Below are 14,800 nucleotides of genomic sequence, written 5' to 3' on the forward strand. Positions count from 1 at the left end.
GTGCTGATCTCTCGACCGATCAGGCGGGCGCGACCGGCCTCCCGATCGACAGCATCAGACGGTTCGCCCAATTGAAGAACGCGGCACCGTGGATCACGTCGGCGATCTCGAGGTCATCGAGTCCCGCCGCCCGCAGCCGGGCGATCCCGTCGGCGCCGAAGGTGCTGGGCGTGTCGGTCAGGGCGACGGAGGCCGCGACAACCGCGTTCCACCGCTCCCCGAGGTCGGCGTCGACTCCCTGATCCAGCAGGAGATCGACGTCGTCGACCCGCTTGCTGTGGTGCGCCGCGAAGCGCGAGTGCACCGAGGCGCAGAACACGCAGCCGTTGCGACGCGAAGCCGCGGTTGCCGAGAGCTCGCGCTCGGCCCGGGGAAGACCCTCCTTGGCGTTGTAGAAGATGTCCTTGTCGACGAGCGTGCGCGCCTTGAGCACCTCGGGGTCGCGCGCCAGCAGCCGGAAGTAGTCGTTCTTCGCCCGAGAGGCGTCGACCAGACCGTCGTAGTGGCGCTCGGTGAGCTCCTCCTCCGCGAGCGGCGGCAGATGCGGGGTCCACCCCACCTCGGCTCGCGTGAACGCCTCGGGGTGCGGTGCGTCATCGCGCAGAAGCTCGGTCATGCTGCCTCCTCCTCGGAGTCGGATGCCGCGGCGATGCCGGCGGCGGAGAGAACCCTCAGGCCCGTGATGACGCGCTGCTGGAACGCGAGGAACGAGACGAGCTGCGAGAGGGTGACGATGCCGTCGGCCGACCATCCCGCATCCACCAGCCGCTGGATGTCGACGGCCGCGGATTCGCGCGGCCGGAACACGAGCAGGTGCGTGTGCGCGAGGGCGGCGGCGACCCGCCCGCCGAGCGCCTCTGCGATCTCGGGCGACGGCGCGTAGCGCTCGCCCTCGGTGTTCTCGCCCTGCAGTCCCGCTTCGGTGTACGAGCCGAAGGGCCCGGTCACCGCAGCGTTCGTGGCCTCGGCGATCACGACGGTGGCGCGCTGCGGGTCCACAGCCAGGGCCCGGTCTGCGTAGAACTCGGCCGTCGCATCCGCGTCGCCGGCGAGGCGCGTGGCGAACGCGGCGATCAGCTCGCGCTCGGCCTGCGACACCTCCTCCGTCGACACCGGCGCGAAGAGCGCGTCGAAGCTCGCCTGCAGCTGCTCCCTGGTGACGGGGCGGCGGCGCCGCAGCGCATCGAGCTCGGGCGTCACCCCTACGATCTGATCGACGATGTCGGTGGTCATGCCTTCTCCTTGATGGTGTCGGTGAGGGTGTAGCCGAGAGCGGGGGCGACCTGCTCGGCGAAGAGCTCGATCGAGCGCAGCACGTGCTCGTGCGGGGCGTCGACCGAGTGCACCTGGAACGCGACCTCGGTCGCCCTGTCGAGGGTGGCGTCTGCGGCGAGGGACTCGGCGACCTCCTCCGGGGTGCCGAGGTGCGTGTCGAGGGCCACGATCAGCTCATCGAGGGTGTCGCCGGGGATCGTCTGGCCCTGTCGGCGGAACCCCTCGGCGGCACGACGCAGCCCGACCTCAGCGAAGCGCAGGGCATCCGCGCGATCATCCGCGACGAACACGGTGCGCGAGGCGGTGATACGCGGGGCGACGCCGTCGGGGAGAGCCTCGAGGTACGCGTCGATGATCGGATCCTGCAGCGCCGAGAGCGGGGCGTGCAGCGCGTCCGTCGACCGCGGCTGAGTGCGCGAGAGCAGGAGGCCATGCCCGTGGATGCCGGCGCGATGGCCGCCGGGGGCCGAGAAGGTCGCCTGCCAGATGCGGTCGCCGAGAGTGCCGGCATCCGGATAGAGGGTGTTGTCGGCGCCGATGTCCCGCCCCGCGAGCGCGTCGAGCAGCAGTCGCAGCTTGCGGTCGTAGGTGGGCGCCTTCTCGCGCACGTCCTCACCGAACGGCACGAAGGACGAGGGGGTTCCGCCGCTGCCGAGCCCCAGGTCGATGCGTCCGCCCGAGAGCAGGTCGGCGACCACCGCGTCCTCGGCGACACGCACCGCATCTTCGAGCGGCAGCGTGACGACCCCGGTGCCGAGACGGATGCGCGAGGTCTGCGCGGCCACGTTCGCGAGATAGACGAGTGGCGAGGGCAGGCCGCCCTCCGCGGCGCGGAAGTGGTGCTGTGCGACCCAGGCGCGACCGACGCCGTGCCGTTCGGCGTGCCGGATCTGCTCGGTGGCCAGCGCGTAGCGCTCGGCGGGCGACGCGTCGTCGAGCAGCCGGGTGAAGAAGGCGATCGTGGGTGCGGTCATGCGGGCTGCTCCGTTCGTCCGGGGACGGCCGCGAGCAGCTCCCGGGTGTAGTCGTGCTGGGGGTCGTGGAAGAGCTCCTCGGTGACGCCTTCCTCGACGATCCGCCCGCGGCGCATCACCGAGACGGTGTGACTGATCCTGCGCACCACGGCGAGGTCGTGCGAGATGAAGAGGTAGGTGAGACCGAGTTCGGCCTGCAGCGAGGTGAGCAGTTCGAGGATGCGCGCCTGCACCGTGACGTCGAGGGCCGACACCGCCTCGTCGAGCACGACGATCTCGGGGTCGATCGCGAGGGCCCTGGCGATCGCGACCCGCTGTCGCTGCCCACCCGAGAGCTCACGCGGTGTGCGCTGCGCGAGGTCGCTCGGCAGCGACACCCTGTCGATCAGGGCGAGCGCCCGATCCCTGCGGTCGGAGCGGGAGCCCACCCCGAAGTTCTGCAGCGGCTCGGCGATGATGTCGACGACCTGCTGCCGCGGATCCAGCGAGGCGAAGGGGTTCTGGTACACGAGCTGGATGCGCCGGCGCAGCGCGCGCAAACGCTGGCCCGACAGACCGGTCACGTCTTCACCGTCGATCTCGATGGCCCCGGCATCCGGCTCATGGAAGCGCGTGATGAGGCGCGCGGTGGTCGTCTTGCCCGATCCGGACTCGCCGACCAGCGCGTGCGTCGTGCCCCGGCGCACCCGGAACGACACGTCGTCGACGGCCCGGAATCGCTCACGCCCCGCGACCCTGAACTCCTTGACGAGACCGCTCGCGGTGATCGCGAACGGGTTCTCGGCCGCGACCGCTGCGGCATCCCGCAGGAAGGGCGGCGCCTCGGGGCGGCGGAACCCCGTCGTGAACGCCGGGGCGTCGGCGAGGAGCTGCTTCGTGTATCCGTCCGAGGGTGCCGCGAGCACCTGGGCGCTCGCTCCCTGCTCGACGATGCGGCCGTCCTTCAGCACGACGAGCCGTTGGGCGCGGTCGGCCGCGACGCCGAGGTCGTGGGTGACCAGCAGGATGCTCGTGCCCTCCTCTCGGCGCAGCTCGTCGAGCAGATCGAGGACCTTGCGCTGCACGGTCGCGTCCAAAGCGCTCGTGGGCTCGTCGGCGATCAGCAGCCGTGGCCGCAGCGCGATCGCCGAGGCGATCAGCACACGCTGGCGCATACCGCCCGAGAGCTCGTGCGGGTACTGCCGCGCTCGGAGGTCCGGATCATCGATGCCGACCCGGTCGAGGAGCTCGATCGCCCGCGCGCGCCGCGAGCGACGATCGCGGTGGCCGTGCAGCTTCAGCACCTCTTCGACCTGGGCGCCGATCGGGCGCACGGGATCGAGCGAGGTCACCGGGTCCTGCGGCACGAGTCCGATCTCCGGACCCCGGATGCCGCGCAGCGCGCGATCCGTCCAGCCCGAGATGTCGAGCTCGCCGAGGCGCACCGTGCCGCCGTCGACCCTGCCACCCTCGGGCAGCAGGCCGAGCAGGGCGTGCGCGGTGGTGGACTTGCCCGATCCCGATTCGCCCACGAGCGCGAGTGCCTCTCCCTCGGCGATCTCGAAGGAGACCCCGTGCACCACCTCCCGGCGACCGGCTCTGGTGGCGTACGAGACGGCGAGGCCGTCGACGGTGAGCACGCTCATCGCGAGTTCCTTCCGATGCGGTGCGAGATGCGGTTGGCGCTGAGCACGACGACGACCACGATGAGTCCTGGCAGTGCCGTGAGCCACCAGGCGGTCGCGATGTAGTTGCGTCCCTCGGCGATCAGCAGCCCCCATTCGGGGGTGGGTGGCGGAGCACCGTAACCGAGGAATCCGAGGGTCGAGATCGCGAGGATCGCGGTGCCGAACTGCAGGGCGGCGAGCGCGACGATCGGGGTGAGCGAGTTCGGCAGCACATGGCGACGGAGCACCGTGAAGAAGGTGCCCCCGCTGCCGTACGCCGCCTCGACGTACTCGCTGCGACGCACTCTGGCGACCTCCGACCGCATGAGGCGGGCGAAGGCGGCGACGCTGCCGAGGCCCACGGCGATGGCGGCGTTCACCGTGCCGAAGCCGAGGAGGATGATCACCGACAGCGACAGCAGCAGGCCGGGGATGGCGAGCAGCACGTCGACGACGCGCATCAGGATGTCGTCGACGACGCCGCCGATCGCGCCGGCGATCGCACCGAGGATCGTCCCGAGCGCGAGGCTCACGGTGACGGCGATGAGCGCTCCCGAGAGCGAGTGCACGGCGCCGTGGACGACGCGGCCGAACAGGTCGCGACCGAGCGTGTCGGTGCCGAAGAGATGCGCCGCGCTCGGTGGCAGCAGCTTGTCGGCGGGAGTGCCGGTGAGAGGGTCGCCGGGTGCGAAGACCCCGGGGATCAGCGCCCAGAGCACGGCGAGCGAGACGACGGCGATCGCGAGGTAGAGCCCCCACGGCAGAGCGAGCAGTCCGCGCGCGCGTCGAGGCGATCGGGTGAGCGTTGCGGCATCCTGCTGCGGTGTCTCGGGCGGGGTGTCGACGGATGCGGCCACGGCGGCGACGGTCATGCCGATGCTCCTGACTTCGAGAGGGCGCGCTGGCGCGGATCGATCAGCGGGGTGACGAGGTCGACGGCGAAGCTGATGAGCACGAAGCCGAGGGCCGACAGCAGCACGACGCCCTGCAGCACCGGGATGTCCTGGTTCGACACGGCCTGCTCGGTGAGGCGGCCGATGCCGGCGCGACCGAACACGGTCTCGGTGACCACGGCCCCTCCCACGAGCTCGCCGAACAGCACCCCGGCGATCGTGAGCGTCGGCAGGGCCGCGTTGCGCGCGACCGACCGGGTGAGCACCCACGACGGCGGCGCGCCCTTGGCACGGACGACGGTGATGAACGGCTGCGCCTGCACCTGATCGATGGCGCGCACCAGCACCTGGGCGAGCGGAGCGGAGATCGGCACGGCGAGGGTCAGCACGGGAAGGACGAGCCCGGCGACAGGGTCGGCGCCGACGATCGGCACCCACCCGAGACCGAACGAGAAGACCTGGATCAGCAGGATGCCGAGCCAGAACACCGGCACCGCGACGAACAGCCCCGGCACCTGACGGATGCCGTCGCGCAGCCACGCGAACGGCGCGAGAGACGAGAGCCCTGCGACGAGCACGGCGATCAGCAGCGCGACCACGAGCCCCAGCGACGCGAGCAGCACGGTCGACGGCAGTGCCTCGGCGAGCATCTCCAGCACCGGGGTGCCGAACTGTGTCGAGTAGCCGAAGTCACCGGCCGCGAATCCGAGACCTGCGTGCACGTACTGCTGCCACCACGGCAGATCGGTGCCGTAGGTGGCGCGGATGCCGTCGAGCTGCTCCGGCGACAGCCCGAGGCTGGGGTCGGAGAACTTGATCAGGATCGCATCCCCCGGCAACAGCTGCAGGAGGAAGAAGGTGGCCGTGAAGGCCGCGATCAGAACGATCGCGGCCTGCCCGGCTCGTCGGAGGACGAAGCTCATCGGTGCACCGTCTCAGTCATGCTCAGTGCTCGGCGAGCCAGACGCCCGAGAAGGTGGGGCGACCGACCGACTCGAAGTCCACACCGTGCACGTAGGTGGCGGCGCCGTAGACCTGCGGCTCCTCGAACAGCGGGATGACGTAGGCCTGCTCGGCGATGTAGTCCTGCACGGCCTGCGAGGCCGCCGCTCGCTTCTCGGTGTCCGGCTCCGAGGCGACCGCCTCGAGCAGGGCGTCGAGCTCGGCGTCGTTCGAGATCAGCGCGTCACGGTTCTTCGTGTAGTACTGGCTCTTGATCACGTCGAAGTCGGCGCGGCCGACCATCGAGTGGTAGAAGCCCGTCTTGAGCGGGTCACGGGTGTCCTCGGCATACGACCCGGCATCCGCCGGCTTGACCGTGAGCTCCACACCGACCTTCGCGAGCTGCTGGGCGACGAGCTCGAGCGTCTGCTTCGACAGCGGCTGCGGTGCGGCCTCGTACACGGTGATCGCGAGGCGCTCGCCGTCCTTCTCGCGGATGCCGTCGGCCCCGGCCGTCCAGCCCGCCTCGTCGAGCAGCCTCTCGGCCTTGTCGGGGTCGTATGCGTAGTGCTCCGACTCGTCCTTGTATCCGAGCGCCTCCTGCGACAGCACCGAGGTCGCGACGGGGTAGTTCTCGGTGAACAGGGTGTCGACGACCTCCTGGGCGTCGACCGCGGCGACGAGCGCCTGACGCACCCTGATGTCGCTCAGCAGCGGGTTCTCGGGACGCAGCGAGATGGAGTTGTTGACGCCACGCGTCTGCGGTGCGTACAGCGTGAAGCCCGAGCTCTCGACCCGGTCCTCGTCGAAGGCCTGCACGTAGCGGACGTAGTCGGCCTGACCCGCGAGCAGCGATCCGATGCGCACGGAGTCCTCGGGGGTGACGAGCACGTGCACGGCGTCGACGTACGGACGGCCCTGGTTCTCGGCGCTCTCCGGCGCCCACGCGTAGTCCTCGCGGGCGGCGAGGGTGAACTCGGTGCCCAGCTTCTCGTCGGTGAGGGTGAAGGGCCCGGCGCCGATGATCTCCTCGGCGTTGCCCGCCCCGAAGTCCTCGATGGTGCCGTCGAGCGTCTCGGGCGAGAGCAGGCCGGAGTTGATGGTCGACGTCGCCTGCAGGAACCCGGGGGCCGGGGCCGAGAAGCGGAAGGTGACCGTGTCGTCGTCGACGACCTCGCTCGAGGCGTAGTTGTTGATCGCCTCGGAGACCGTGAGGCCGCGCTCGGGGTCGCCGAGGCCGTACGTGTCGAAGTTCTTCGCCACGGCCGCGGCGTCCAGCGGCGTCCCGTCCGAGAAGGTGACGTCGGGGCGCAGGTCGAACGTGTACTCGGTGGCGTCGTCGTTCACGGTCCAGGCCGAGGCGATCCACGGCTCGATCTCGAGCGAGTCGGGGTTCTGCCACGTCAGGCGGGCGGCGATGTTGTTGACCACGCCTCCGTTCGGGTAGAACCCGGCCTGCGGCGGGTAGAGGTTCGTGAAGGTCTGGTGCTCCAGATAGGTCAGCGTTCCCCCGGTGACGGGGTCGCCCGCGTCGGCGGAGGCGCCGCTCGGGGCCGGCGAGGACGCGCAGGCGGCGAGTCCCGCCGCAAGGACGAGCGGAAGCGCGACGGCGGCTGCGCGGATGAGACGGCGGTTCATGCGGGTCCTCCTGGACGGGATGCTGTGGTTCGGTGTGCGGGTGAACGTCACGCTAGGGACTCTCACGGTCGTGACGCGAATGGGGCTGTCATGTGCGGACCCGGCCTGTCACGAGACGTCATGACGGGTCACCAGACGCAATCCGACGTAATGGATGACGCGGTTCAGCGGACGAGAAGCGATGATGCGGCACGCTGCTCGCCCCCGCCGATACCGACTCCCCCGCCGACGCCGAGACGGTCCCGCAGCGGGGCGGGCGCTCCGTCGCTGCGACCGAGCAGGCCCCGTCGACGCAGTTCGGGCGCGGCGAGGCGGGTGAAGGCCTCGAACTGTGCGGGCTGGAACGCGGAGAGCACGTTGAACCCGTCGGCTGCACCCTGGTCGCGCCAGGTCTCGAAGTGGTCCGCGATCGTCGCGGCGTCGCCGACCACGAATGCGGCGGGCACGGCATGGGCCGCGACGAGGTGGCGCCAGGTCAGCGCCGTCTCGCCGTCATCCCCGACGCGGAGTCCGGCGATGAGTCGCAGGCGCTCGATCAGCGCCTGCCCTGCCTCCCCGAGGCGCCCGGCCTGATCGCGGGTCACGACCTCGTCGAAGCCGGCGGAACGCAGCGGGTCGTCGGCACCGACGCCCAGGGCGTCGGCCAGCGCGGCGACCGATCTGTTCGCGGGGAATGCCGTGCGGGACGACTGATGCCCCTCGTCGAGCGGGACGAGCGCGAGCAGCCGTTCGACGATGCGGTGAGCGTCGGCATCCGTCGGTGCGACCACAGGAAGCACGGGCGCGATCACCGCCAGCCCCCCGGGCGAGCGGCCTGATCGGAGCGCGATCTCGCGCAGCTGCCGCCGTGTGGCGATCGCATCGGCGATGTTCGGGGCGGCGATGAGCGCGAGATCGGCCTCGGTCGCGGCGAGCGCGCGCGACCGCGGCGAGGTGCCGGCGTGCACGAGAGGGATCCGCCCCTGCGGCGGGCGGGCGACGTTCAGCGGCCCGGAGACGCGCACGTGCTCGCCCCGGAGGTCCGCACCCCGGAGCCCGTCCGGGTCGATGAGCACGCCGCGTGCGGCATCCGCGATCCAGGCGTCCTCGCTCCACGAGTCCCACAGACGGCGCAGGGCGACGACGAACTCCTCCGCGCGGTCGTATCGGCTCTCGTTGTCGGCGTGCGCATCGCGACCGTGGTTACCCGCGGCTCGTGGCTCGGCTCCGGTGACGAGGTTGACGCCGGCGCGACCGCCTGTCAGCAGGTCGAGGGATGCGAGCGAGCGCGCCGTCGCATACGGATCGGCGTAGGTCGTGTTCACCGTCGCGATGAGGCCGATGCGAGAGGTGACCCCGGCGAGGTACAGCACGGCGCTCACCGGATCGATCCGCGCGAGCAGGTACGGGTCGCGGAATTCGAGGTCCGGCCCGGTGGCCAGCCAATCGCCGAAGAACAGGTAGTCGAGCCCCGCGTCCTCTCCCTCTCGCGCGATGCGACGGAGGATCTCGGCATCGGCCGAGGGGTCGCGATGCGCGCCCGGCTGACGCCAGCCGGAGGGATACGCGCCGAGAGTGCGCACCATGGCGCCGATGATGAGGGGTTCGGTCATGCACCCGAAAGTATGAGCGGGCTCGGCAGCGGGCCAATCGGCGGGGAAGCGCAGCGAAACGGATCGCAACACGGCGACACATCCTCCCCGAGTGTCGGAGCCCGATCGGAGGATGGGACCATGACCTCGACCTCCTCCCCCGCGCTCTGAGCACCGCAGTGGTGACCGCATGATCGAGTTCGCCACGATCCGCCTGTCGGCCGGGCTCGAGGATCCGAGCGATCTGATCGCCGACCTCGACCGCGCGCTCGCGCTCGTCTGAACGGCATCCGTTCCGGCCGCCCCCGGATGCCCTGGTCCGAACACCCCGTGCTCAGCCTCCACCCCCTACGCTGAGATGATGACTGGTCTTCGTTGGGGAATCCTCGCGACCGGCGGCATCGCCGGCGCGTTCGCATCCGATCTGCGCACCGCAGGGCTCGATCTCGTGGCGGTCGGCTCGCGCTCGCAGGAATCGGCCGACGCCTTCGCCGCCCGCTTCGACATCCCGCGCGCGCATCCCTCGTACGAGGCGCTCGTCGCCGACCCCGAGGTCGACATCATCTACGTCTCGACCCCGCACCCGATGCATCACGAGAACGCCCGCCTCGCGCTCGAAGCCGGCAAGCACGTGCTGGTCGAGAAGGCGTTCACCCTCAACCGCTCGGAGGCGGAGGACCTGCAGCGTCTGGCCGCCGATCGGGGCCTGCTCGCGATGGAGGCGATGTGGACGCGCTACCTGCCGCACATGGTCCGCATCCGCGAGATCATCGCCGCCGGGACCCTCGGTGAGATCCGCGCCGTGAGCGCCGACCACACCCAGCTGCTCCCCTCCGACCCCGAGCACCGTCTCAACGCCCTCGAGCTCGGCGGCGGTGCCCTCCTCGACCTCGGGATCTACCCGATCTCCTTCGTGTGGGACATCCTCGGCGCCCCGACCGGCATCCACGCCGTCGGCCGCCTGATCGAGACCGGAGCGGATGCCGAGGTCGCCACCGTCATGACCCACGACGGCGGAGCGATCTCGACGACGCTCTCGTCGTCGCGTGCCGCCGGCCCCAACGCCGCGAGCATCATCGGCACGACGGCGCGCATCGACCTCGACCGCGTCTGGTACACCCCCACCACGTTCCGCGTCGTGCAGCCGGACGGCACGGTCGTCGAGGAGTATGTGTCCGAGGTCGACGGTCGCGGCATGCAGTACCAGGCCCTCGCGGCCGAGCGCCTCGTGGGTGACGGCGTGCTCGAGGGCGACATCCTGCCGATCGCCGAGAGCGTCGCGATCATGGGCACCCTCGACGAGATCCGCGCGCAGATCGGCGTGCGCTACCCGCGCGAAGGAGTGAACCATGGCTGAGGCCACCGACGCCCGCGTCGCCGTCTACCTGGACTTCGACAACATCGTCATCTCCTGGTACGACCGTGTTCACGGACGGAACGCCTATGGCAAGGACCGCCAGCGGATCACCGAGAACCCGACCGATCCGGAGGTCACGGAGCGGCTGTCCCGCGCCATGATCGAGGTCGGCGCGATCATCGACTACGCGGCCTCCTTCGGCACGCTCGTGCTCACCCGGGCGTACGCCGACTGGTCGTCGCCCGTGAACGCGGTCTACCGGTCGCAGCTCGTGGCCCGCGCCGTCGACCTCGTGCAGCTGTTCCCGGCCGCCGCCTACGCGAAGAACGGCGCGGACATCCGCCTCGCCGTCGACGCGGTCGAGGACATGTTCCGTCTGCCCGACCTCACGCACGTCGTGATCGTCGCCGGAGACAGCGACTACGTCCCGCTCGCACAGCGCTGCAAGCGTCTGGGTCGCTACGTCATCGGCGTCGGCGTCGCGGGGTCCACCGCGAAGTCCCTCGCCGCCGCGTGCGACGAGTTCGAGGCGTACGACTCGCTTCCCGGTGTGGTGCGCCCGAGCAAGACCGCGCCCGCGCCCGTCGTCACCGTTCCCGAGGTCGCCGTCGAGCCTGTGGCCGAGCCGGCCGCCGAGCCCGCCGCGAAGGCCAAGTCGCGACCGCCGACGAAGGCCGCCAAGGCGAAGGCCGCCGCAGCGGCGACCGCTGCGGCACCGTCGTCGTCCGCGAAGCTCGACGAGCACGGAGAGGGCACCGAGCAGGGCGAGGCGACGGAGCTGCTGCATCGCGCGCTGCGCCTCGGGCACGACAAGGCCGATGCCGACGAGTGGCTGCACAGCTCGGCGGTGAAGACGCACATGCGTCGCATGGACCCGTCGTTCAGCGAGAAGGCCCTCGGCTACCGCTCGTTCTCGGACTTCCTCAAGTCGCGCGAGAGCATCGCGGAGCTCGAGGAGACCGGCCACGAGCGCCTGGTGAAGCTGCGCGACTCGGTCTGATCCGCGCCGCCGGTCACGTCGTCACTCCTCGAAGTCATACTCCTGGAACGCCGCGACCTCGGGCACCCAGCGTTCCGAGACAAACGCGGTGTGCGCGGGGTGCGCGTCGTAGGAGCGGTACGCATCGCGGTCGCGGAACACCATCGAGAACTGATGCTCGAGGTCGCTCTTCGGGCTCACCTGGCGACGGATCGTGAAGTCCTCGACACCGGGGATCGACGTGAGCACCGCTCTGCCCGTCGCGAGGAACTCGCGCTCCTCGGGGCTGCCCGCCTCGTGCACGAGGCGGAAGACGACGGTGTGCTGGATGGTCATGCGGGATCTCCGGTCTGCTGGCTGCTGAAGGCGGCGTCGAACGCGGCGGTGGGCGCGGGCCAGAGCAGCGACCGCACGTAAGCGAGGGCCTCCGGCGCGCCGTGCAGGCGGTCCATTCCCGCGTCCTCCCATTCGATCGAGATAGGGCCGTCGTATCCGATCGCCTCGAGCGCGCGGAACGCGTCCTCCCAGGGCACGTCGCCGTGGCCGGTCGAGACGAAGTCCCACCCGCGTCGCGGGTCGCCCCACGGCAGATGCGATCCGAGCACGCCCGCACGCCCGTTGTGCGGTCGCATCCGGGTGTCCTTGCAGTCCACGTGGTAGATCCGGTCGGCGAAGTCGACGATGAACCCGACGGGATCGATGTTCTGCCACATCATGTGCGACGGGTCCCAGTTGAATCCGAACGCCCCACGGTGCTCGATCGCCTCCAGCGCCCGCACGGACGACCAGTAGTCGTAGGCGATCTCACCGGGGTGCACTTCGTGCGCGAACCGCACGCCCTCGCCGTCGAACACGTCGAGGATCGGGTTCCAGCGCGCGGCGAAGTCCTCGAACCCGCCTTCGATGACGGATGCCGGTACTGGCGGGAACATCGCCACATAGGGCCAGATCGATGAGCCGGTGAACCCGACGACGGTGTCGACGTCGAGCTTGCGCGCGACCCGCGCCGCCCGCTTCATGTCGTCCGCCGCACGGGCGCGCACGCCCTCGGAGTCGCCGTCGCCCCACACGTAGTCGCGCAGGATCGCCTGGTGACGGAAGTCGATGGGGGCGTCGCACACCGCCTGGCCCGCGAGATGGTTCGAGATCGCGAAGATCTGCAGACCGTGCCGGTCGAGGATCTCGCGGCGCGAGGCGACGTAGGCGTCGTCCTCGTCGGCTCGCCGCAGGTCGAGATGGTCGCCGGATGCTGCGACCTCGAGGCCGTCGTATCCCCACTCGGCCGCCAGCCGGGCGACCTCCTCGAACGGCAGATCGGCCCACTGGCCGGTGAACAGGGTGACCGGGTGCGTGGTCATGGACACTCCTTCGTATCGCGTGACGGGTCAGGTGCCGAGCGCTCTCAGCGCCTGGATGCTGCGGGCGGCGAGCGCGTCCTGGCTCGCCGCGAGTGGTCGCCAGACGGATGCGGCGACGGCTATCGTCGCGTTCTCGCCCGTGAAGCTCTCCAGCCCGAGCGGCCCTCGATAGTCCGCCTCGTCGAGGGCCCGGAGGATCTCCGGCCAGTCCGTGTGGTCGTCGCCCACGGTGCCCCGATCGCTGCCGCACACCTGCACGTGCGCGATCGCCGAGCCCGCCGCGCGGATGGCCTCCGCGGGCTTCTTCTCCTCGATGTTGAGGTGGTAGGTGTCGAGCGCGAGCCCGATGCCCGCACCGAGCAGGGGTGCGAGCGCGTCGAGGCTCTGCTCGACCGTGTTGAGCACGCTCGTCTCGTAGCGGTTGAGCGGTTCGACGGCCAGGGTGATCCCGGCGGAGGCGGCCTCGGCCGCGACCGGCTCGAGGTTCGTGCGCAGCTCGCGCACCACTCGCGAACGGTCCTCGACGGACATCCGCCAGGTCGCCCCGGTGGGTGCGTAGAAGGGACCGGCGACGACCGCGGAACCGAGCGTCGCGGCCGCCGCGATGCACGAGCGCAGGTAGTCCTGCGTGGCCCCGACGTCACCGGCCTGCGCGAGCAGCGAGCGCTGAGGGCCCATGGCCCCGACGACGATCGAGGCGAGGCCGAGGTCGTCGAGCACGTCGCGGGCTCGCGCCGGATCCCAGTCCCCGACGCTCTCGAGCGGAAGCTCGAGCGCCTGATACCCCATCCCCGCCGCCTTCCGCGCGAGCGGCTCGAGAGTCGCGTCGGTCAGTGGAGACGTCCACACCCACGTGTTGACGGCGATCGTGCGAGGCATCCTGCTCCTTCGGGGATGACGCGAGTGCTCCCACCCTCCCATCCGCGAGGCGCAGAGGGGAAGGGTGGGAGCATCACCGCGGGTTACGGGATCTGGCGTTCCTGCCAGACGGTCGGGTAACCGGGAAGGTTCTCCCCGCCGAACTTCGCGTAGTGCCCGTCCGGCATTCCCTCGTTGGCGGCGAGGTAGTCGTCGAGCTCTGCTTCGGTGATCGGCTTCTGCGGGAGCACCCACTCCTTCGGAACCTCTTCGCCGGCGAAGATCATCTGCGCGGCGAGCAGCGGCGTGCGCCACTGGAAGTTCGAGTACACCGGGGCGAGGCCCGTGAGACCCGTGTCCTTCCACTTGCGGAGGAAGCTCATCTCGTCCTCGCCGGTCATCACCGGGTAGTCGGCGCCGGCATCCTCGAAGGCCTCGATCGCGGCGACAGCGCCGTCACCGGCATCCATCCAGATTCCCTGCACGTCGCCCTTGGCGAGCTCGTCGCTGATGATGCTCTTGATCTCCGCGGGGTCGGCGCCCGTGAAGTAGTCCACGGCCTCGATCCCCGCCTCGTCGAAGAGCTTCTCCGCAGCGGCCCACCGGTGCTCGAGCACGTCGACTCCGGGGAGGATGCGCAGCGCCACGACCTTGTCGCCCTCTTCGAGGTTGTCGATGAGGAACTCGGCCGTGTCGATGCCCCACGCGAATCCGCCGATCGGGTGGATGAACGTGACCGGGCAGTCGGTGTCGACGCCGCGGTCGAACACGATCACCGGCTTGCCGGTCTCGCATGCGCGCTCGACGGCCGGCGTCATCGCCGCGGTGCTGTTGGGCGAGATGAGGAAGACGTCGCAGCCGCCCTCGGAGATGAAGTAGTCGATGTCCGCGATCTGCGTGTCATCCGAATCCTGCGCGTCGCGGGTCTCCATCTCGCTGATCGCACCGGCCTCCTGCAGCGACTTGAGCTGCTCGTTCATCGTGATCCAGCCCGTCTGCCGCCACGGGTTCGAGATCGAGGCGTTCGCGAAGCAGGCCTTCTTGGGCCCCTCGCTGGCGAACTCCGACGTGTCGACCATCTCGGCGTTGATGTGCTGGAGATACGGCTCGGTCGCCGGCCCCTGGGGCTCGACACCCCGCTCCTCCATCTGCTTGTCGAACAGCTCCTGGTCGAACCATTCGGTGGTCTCGGCCGACTCCTCCGGGTTCTCCGACTCCGCCGGCGCCACGGACGGGTCTGTCGTACACCCGGCGAGCGCGATGAGGCCGAAGAGAGCCACCCCTGCGGTGGCGATCTTCATCGATCGTC

14 protein-coding genes are annotated in these 14,800 nt (G+C 70.3%); 2 read left to right on the forward strand and 12 right to left on the reverse strand.

Features of this window, described 5'->3' with window-relative positions:
• Nucleotides 1-19: 19 nt before the first annotated feature.
• From SOM10_RS11100 to SOM10_RS11135, 8 genes are all read right to left on the reverse strand, one after another.
• Nucleotides 20-616 carry an alkylhydroperoxidase domain protein gene (locus tag SOM10_RS11100; protein WP_072591572.1) on the reverse strand — a complete coding sequence of 199 codons (597 nt, stop codon included), beginning with the start codon at nt 614-616 and terminating at the stop codon, nt 20-22.
• A complete protein-coding gene (locus tag SOM10_RS11105; RefSeq protein WP_053097143.1) occupies nt 613-1,233 on the reverse strand; it encodes a CMD domain protein in 621 nt (206 codons plus the stop codon). The genes SOM10_RS11100 and SOM10_RS11105 overlap by 4 nt, the downstream gene beginning before the upstream one ends.
• Nucleotides 1,230-2,249 (reverse strand): putative FMN-dependent luciferase-like monooxygenase, encoded by a 1,020-nt coding sequence (locus SOM10_RS11110; RefSeq protein WP_187250528.1) that lies wholly within the window; start codon nt 2,247-2,249, stop codon nt 1,230-1,232. Before SOM10_RS11110 ends, SOM10_RS11105 begins: the two co-directional genes overlap by 4 nt.
• The gene (locus SOM10_RS11115) at nt 2,246-3,874 is read right to left on the reverse strand and encodes a dipeptide ABC transporter ATP-binding protein (RefSeq protein WP_056279969.1); all 1,629 of its coding nucleotides are present in this window, start codon (nt 3,872-3,874) and stop codon (nt 2,246-2,248) included. Before SOM10_RS11115 ends, SOM10_RS11110 begins: the two co-directional genes overlap by 4 nt.
• On the reverse strand, nt 3,871-4,767 hold the full coding sequence (locus SOM10_RS11120) for an ABC transporter permease (RefSeq protein ID WP_320489996.1): 897 nt from the start codon (nt 4,765-4,767) through the stop codon (nt 3,871-3,873). Before SOM10_RS11120 ends, SOM10_RS11115 begins: the two co-directional genes overlap by 4 nt.
• Nucleotides 4,764-5,711 (reverse strand): ABC transporter permease, encoded by a 948-nt coding sequence (locus tag SOM10_RS11125; RefSeq protein WP_320489997.1) that lies wholly within the window; start codon nt 5,709-5,711, stop codon nt 4,764-4,766. Before SOM10_RS11125 ends, SOM10_RS11120 begins: the two co-directional genes overlap by 4 nt.
• Before the next feature lie 22 nt (nt 5,712-5,733).
• A complete protein-coding gene (locus SOM10_RS11130; RefSeq protein WP_320489998.1) occupies nt 5,734-7,368 on the reverse strand; it encodes a TIGR04028 family ABC transporter substrate-binding protein in 1,635 nt (544 codons plus the stop codon).
• A gap of 164 nt (nt 7,369-7,532) precedes the next feature.
• Nucleotides 7,533-8,960 carry an NtaA/DmoA family FMN-dependent monooxygenase gene (locus tag SOM10_RS11135; protein WP_320489999.1) on the reverse strand — a complete coding sequence of 476 codons (1,428 nt, stop codon included), beginning with the start codon at nt 8,958-8,960 and terminating at the stop codon, nt 7,533-7,535.
• Nucleotides 8,961-9,300: 340 nt separating this feature from the next.
• On the opposite strand from SOM10_RS11135, the gene SOM10_RS11140 reads away from it, so the two are divergent.
• Nucleotides 9,301-10,296: a Gfo/Idh/MocA family protein gene (locus SOM10_RS11140; protein ID WP_295101422.1), complete on the forward strand. Its 996-nt coding sequence runs from the start codon at nt 9,301-9,303 to the stop codon at nt 10,294-10,296.
• Nucleotides 10,289-11,296, forward strand: coding sequence for an NYN domain-containing protein (locus SOM10_RS11145; protein WP_320490000.1), 1,008 nt, complete (start codon nt 10,289-10,291; stop codon nt 11,294-11,296). Before SOM10_RS11140 ends, SOM10_RS11145 begins: the two co-directional genes overlap by 8 nt.
• Before the next feature lie 21 nt (nt 11,297-11,317).
• Here the strand turns inward: SOM10_RS11145 and SOM10_RS11150 are convergent, their stop codons facing one another.
• The 4 genes from SOM10_RS11150 to SOM10_RS11165 all read right to left on the reverse strand — a co-directional run bounded on the left by SOM10_RS11150 (nt 11,318) and on the right by SOM10_RS11165 (nt 14,792).
• Nucleotides 11,318-11,611, reverse strand: coding sequence for a Dabb family protein (locus SOM10_RS11150; protein WP_053097158.1), 294 nt, complete (start codon nt 11,609-11,611; stop codon nt 11,318-11,320).
• Complete coding sequence (locus SOM10_RS11155) at nt 11,608-12,633, reverse strand: sugar phosphate isomerase/epimerase family protein (protein ID WP_320490002.1); 1,026 nt, start codon at nt 12,631-12,633, stop codon at nt 11,608-11,610. The genes SOM10_RS11150 and SOM10_RS11155 overlap by 4 nt, the downstream gene beginning before the upstream one ends.
• Before the next feature lie 27 nt (nt 12,634-12,660).
• Nucleotides 12,661-13,512, reverse strand: coding sequence for a sugar phosphate isomerase/epimerase (locus SOM10_RS11160; RefSeq protein WP_320490003.1), 852 nt, complete (start codon nt 13,510-13,512; stop codon nt 12,661-12,663).
• An 83-nt stretch (nt 13,513-13,595) separates the two neighbouring features.
• A complete protein-coding gene (locus SOM10_RS11165) occupies nt 13,596-14,792 on the reverse strand; it encodes a substrate-binding domain-containing protein (RefSeq protein ID WP_400341970.1) in 1,197 nt (398 codons plus the stop codon).
• Between the last annotated feature and the right edge of the window lie 8 nt (nt 14,793-14,800).

Origin of the sequence: Microbacterium sp. CFBP9023, from assembly GCF_034045055.1 — a bacterium.
Taxonomy (GTDB): Bacteria; Actinomycetota; Actinomycetes; order Actinomycetales; family Microbacteriaceae; genus Microbacterium.

What these genes read in the sequence shown, in the direction of transcription:
- SOM10_RS11135 (WP_320489999.1), bottom strand. Translation starts at nt 8,960, where the DNA reads ATGACCGAACCCCTCATCATCGGCGCCATGGTGCGCACTCTCGGCGCG.
- SOM10_RS11140 (WP_295101422.1), top strand. Translation starts at nt 9,301, where the DNA reads ATGACTGGTCTTCGTTGGGGAATCCTCGCGACCGGCGGCATCGCCGGC.
- SOM10_RS11125 (WP_320489997.1), bottom strand. Translation starts at nt 5,711, where the DNA reads ATGAGCTTCGTCCTCCGACGAGCCGGGCAGGCCGCGATCGTTCTGATC.
- SOM10_RS11105 (WP_053097143.1), bottom strand. Translation starts at nt 1,233, where the DNA reads ATGACCACCGACATCGTCGATCAGATCGTAGGGGTGACGCCCGAGCTC.
- SOM10_RS11110 (WP_187250528.1), bottom strand. Translation starts at nt 2,249, where the DNA reads ATGACCGCACCCACGATCGCCTTCTTCACCCGGCTGCTCGACGACGCG.
- SOM10_RS11155 (WP_320490002.1), bottom strand. Translation starts at nt 12,633, where the DNA reads ATGACCACGCACCCGGTCACCCTGTTCACCGGCCAGTGGGCCGATCTG.
- SOM10_RS11145 (WP_320490000.1), top strand. Translation starts at nt 10,289, where the DNA reads ATGGCTGAGGCCACCGACGCCCGCGTCGCCGTCTACCTGGACTTCGAC.
- SOM10_RS11160 (WP_320490003.1), bottom strand. Translation starts at nt 13,512, where the DNA reads ATGCCTCGCACGATCGCCGTCAACACGTGGGTGTGGACGTCTCCACTG.
- SOM10_RS11115 (WP_056279969.1), bottom strand. Translation starts at nt 3,874, where the DNA reads ATGAGCGTGCTCACCGTCGACGGCCTCGCCGTCTCGTACGCCACCAGA.
- SOM10_RS11165 (WP_400341970.1), bottom strand. Translation starts at nt 14,792, where the DNA reads ATGAAGATCGCCACCGCAGGGGTGGCTCTCTTCGGCCTCATCGCGCTC.
- SOM10_RS11150 (WP_053097158.1), bottom strand. Translation starts at nt 11,611, where the DNA reads ATGACCATCCAGCACACCGTCGTCTTCCGCCTCGTGCACGAGGCGGGC.
- SOM10_RS11120 (WP_320489996.1), bottom strand. Translation starts at nt 4,767, where the DNA reads ATGACCGTCGCCGCCGTGGCCGCATCCGTCGACACCCCGCCCGAGACA.
- SOM10_RS11130 (WP_320489998.1), bottom strand. Translation starts at nt 7,368, where the DNA reads ATGAACCGCCGTCTCATCCGCGCAGCCGCCGTCGCGCTTCCGCTCGTC.
- SOM10_RS11100 (WP_072591572.1), bottom strand. Translation starts at nt 616, where the DNA reads ATGACCGAGCTTCTGCGCGATGACGCACCGCACCCCGAGGCGTTCACG.